This window comes from Nonomuraea turkmeniaca (assembly GCF_005889735.1).
Lineage (GTDB): Bacteria > Actinomycetota > Actinomycetes > Streptosporangiales > Streptosporangiaceae > Nonomuraea > Nonomuraea turkmeniaca.
Window position 1 is genome coordinate 1 of record NZ_VCKY01000496.1, and the last position, 2,291, is coordinate 2,291.

The following is a 2,291-nucleotide window of genomic DNA, read 5'->3' on the forward strand; positions in this document are numbered from 1 at the left end:
GGTCATCCCTCGTCCGAGGGCTTCCTGGTCTCCTTCTTCGTCTCCTTGGCCTGCCTGCTGGTCTTGATGGCCTGTCGCTTCGACTTGCCCGACTTGGCGGCGGGTTTCTTCTTCGTGTCTGCCATTGGAATTCCCCCCTGTGCGGACGAGGTGTCCCGAATCGGTACACCAAGCTCGTTAATACCCATCCCACGACGAAAACCGACATACCGCCTATCTGGTGGGCCTGTCGCCGGCCGGCTCGGACCACCACGCGCCCTCGCCGTGCGACAGGCCCGGCAGCCGCTGCTCGAACTCGTGCACCACGGCCGCCGGGAGCTCACCCGTGATCACCCAGGTGTCGTCGCGCCGCGTCGTGCCGTCGAACTCGCCGCCGAGCGCCGCCAGCGCGCCCGTGACCGCGCTGAACGCCTCCAGCGGGACCTCGACCTCGAAGCGGTGGCACGGCTGGTACACGGTGGTGCCCGCCCGGCGCAGCGCCCGTCTGAGCACGCTCGGGGTACGGCCGCGGAAGTCGGCCGCCACGGTGGACGGCGCGTCGTATCCGGTCCTGGTGAGGGTGACCATGACGTCGGTGACCGGCCAGCCGTGCGGGCCCGCGCGCAGCGTGAGGCGTACGCTCTCCTCGATCGCCCGGTGGAAGGCCAGAGGCAGGGAGCCGAGATCGACCTCCAGCCGGTAGCCGACGCCCGAGCCCGGAGCGGCCGGCTCCACCCGCAGGCCGACGGTCGCCATGAACTCGTTGGGGCCGTGGCGCTGGATCTCCTCGACGGCCTCGCCGGCGCCGGACGGGCGCTCGAAGTAGACGGGGCGGCTCGGCTCGAACACCGCCTCGACGCCGAACTCCCTGGCCAGGGTCTCGCCGATGACCTCCTTCTGCACCTCCCCGTACAGCAGGACCGACGTCTCGCCGCCGGCCAGCGTCCGAGTGCCGATCAGGGGGTCCTGCTCGGCGAGGGTCAGCAAGGCGGCGTGCAGGCGGGGCTCGTGACCCGGCACGAGCGGGCGCACGACCGTCTCCAGGCTGGGCGGGCTGAAGTGCGGCGACCGGCCGCCCGGGGGCGGCTCGCCGACGTGGTCGCCGACGCGTACCTCCGGCACGCCCCACACCTTGACGATGTCGCCCGCCATCGCCTGGCGTTGCTCCGGCGCGCCGGCGACGGTCAGCGTGGTCAGGCGGCCGTCGTAGGTCCGGCCCTGCCGCCGGGCCTGGTGGAAGGTGAGGTGCTCGCGTGGCCGCAGCACGCCCGCGCGGACCCGGAGGTAGGCGGCCTTCTCGCCGGACGGGGCGCGCTCGATCGCGAACACGGTCGCCGCGGCCGGCCGCTCGTCCTCCTCGTCGTCCGGACGATGGACGGACGGCAGGAGGTGGGCGATGGCGTCCAGGAGGTCGCCGACGCCCTGGCCGGTCATCGCCGACCCGTACAGGACCGGGTGCGCCGACCCGCCGGCGCACTGCCGGGCCAGCGCCGCGCGTACCTGCTCCACGTCGGGGGTCTTGCCGTCGACCAGCGACTCCAGCAGGTCGTCGTCCCGCTCGGCCAGGATCTCCGCCGCCGCCTCCACCGCTTCGGCGGGAAGGTCGTGGGTGGTGGCCGCCGCGCAGCCGATGTCGTGCACGGTGTTCAGCGCGACGCTGTACGGCGAGAGGCGGCGGCGGATGCCGGCCAGCACCTCCCGCTCCCTGGCGCCCATCCGGTCGATCTTGTTCACGAAGATCAGCGTGGGGAGGCGCAACTTGCGCAGGGTCTTCATCAGGACCCGGGTGTGCGGCTGGACACCCTCGACGGCCGACAACACCAGCACGGCGCCGTCGAGCACGCCGAGCGCCCGCTCCACCTCGGCCACGAAGTCGGCGTGGCCCGGCGTGTCCACCAGGTTGACCCGCAGGTCACCCAGGGTGAAGGAGGCGACGGCCGTGCGGATGGTGATGCCGCGGCGGCGTTCGATCTCGCCGGTGTCGGTCTGCGTGCTGCCCTCGTCGACGCTGCCGAGCCGGGCGATGACGCCGGTCTCGAACAGCAGCCGCTCAGTGAGGCTGGTCTTACCCGCGTCCACATGCGCGAGGATGCCGATGTTGAGGATGTGCATGTGTGGTGGAGCCCTCGAGAACTCTCGTGCCAATGGGGCGCTGGGAGATTTCGAGGCGGCCTCGCATCGCATGCTCCTGGTAGTCGGCCTGCAGGTCCCGGCCATCGTGCCACCAGCGGGCGGACGGGCGCGAGCGATTTAAGAGCGGTCTGCGGCCGCGGGGTCACAGCAGGCGGAGCTGCTCCGGGGCTGTCTCTTAT

The 2,291-nt window shown here is 71.8% G+C and carries 2 protein-coding genes; both read right to left on the reverse strand.

Annotated elements, in window-relative coordinates; all coding sequences use genetic code 11:
* Positions 1-2: 2 nt before the first annotated feature.
* On the reverse strand, positions 3-125 hold the full coding sequence (locus ETD86_RS59530) for a hypothetical protein (RefSeq protein ID WP_281287126.1): 123 nt from the start codon (positions 123-125) through the stop codon (positions 3-5).
* Between the two features lie 88 nt (positions 126-213).
* Complete coding sequence (locus tag ETD86_RS53990; protein ID WP_138674330.1) at positions 214-2,091, reverse strand: elongation factor G; 1,878 nt, start codon at positions 2,089-2,091, stop codon at positions 214-216.
* Positions 2,092-2,291: the final 200 nt, after the last annotated feature.

Bases quoted from the DNA above. Each gene is read 5' to 3' on its own strand.
- ETD86_RS59530 (WP_281287126.1), bottom strand. From the start codon at position 125: ATGGCAGACACGAAGAAGAAACCCGCCGCCAAGTCGGGCAAGTCGAAG.
- ETD86_RS53990 (WP_138674330.1), bottom strand. From the start codon at position 2,091: ATGCACATCCTCAACATCGGCATCCTCGCGCATGTGGACGCGGGTAAG.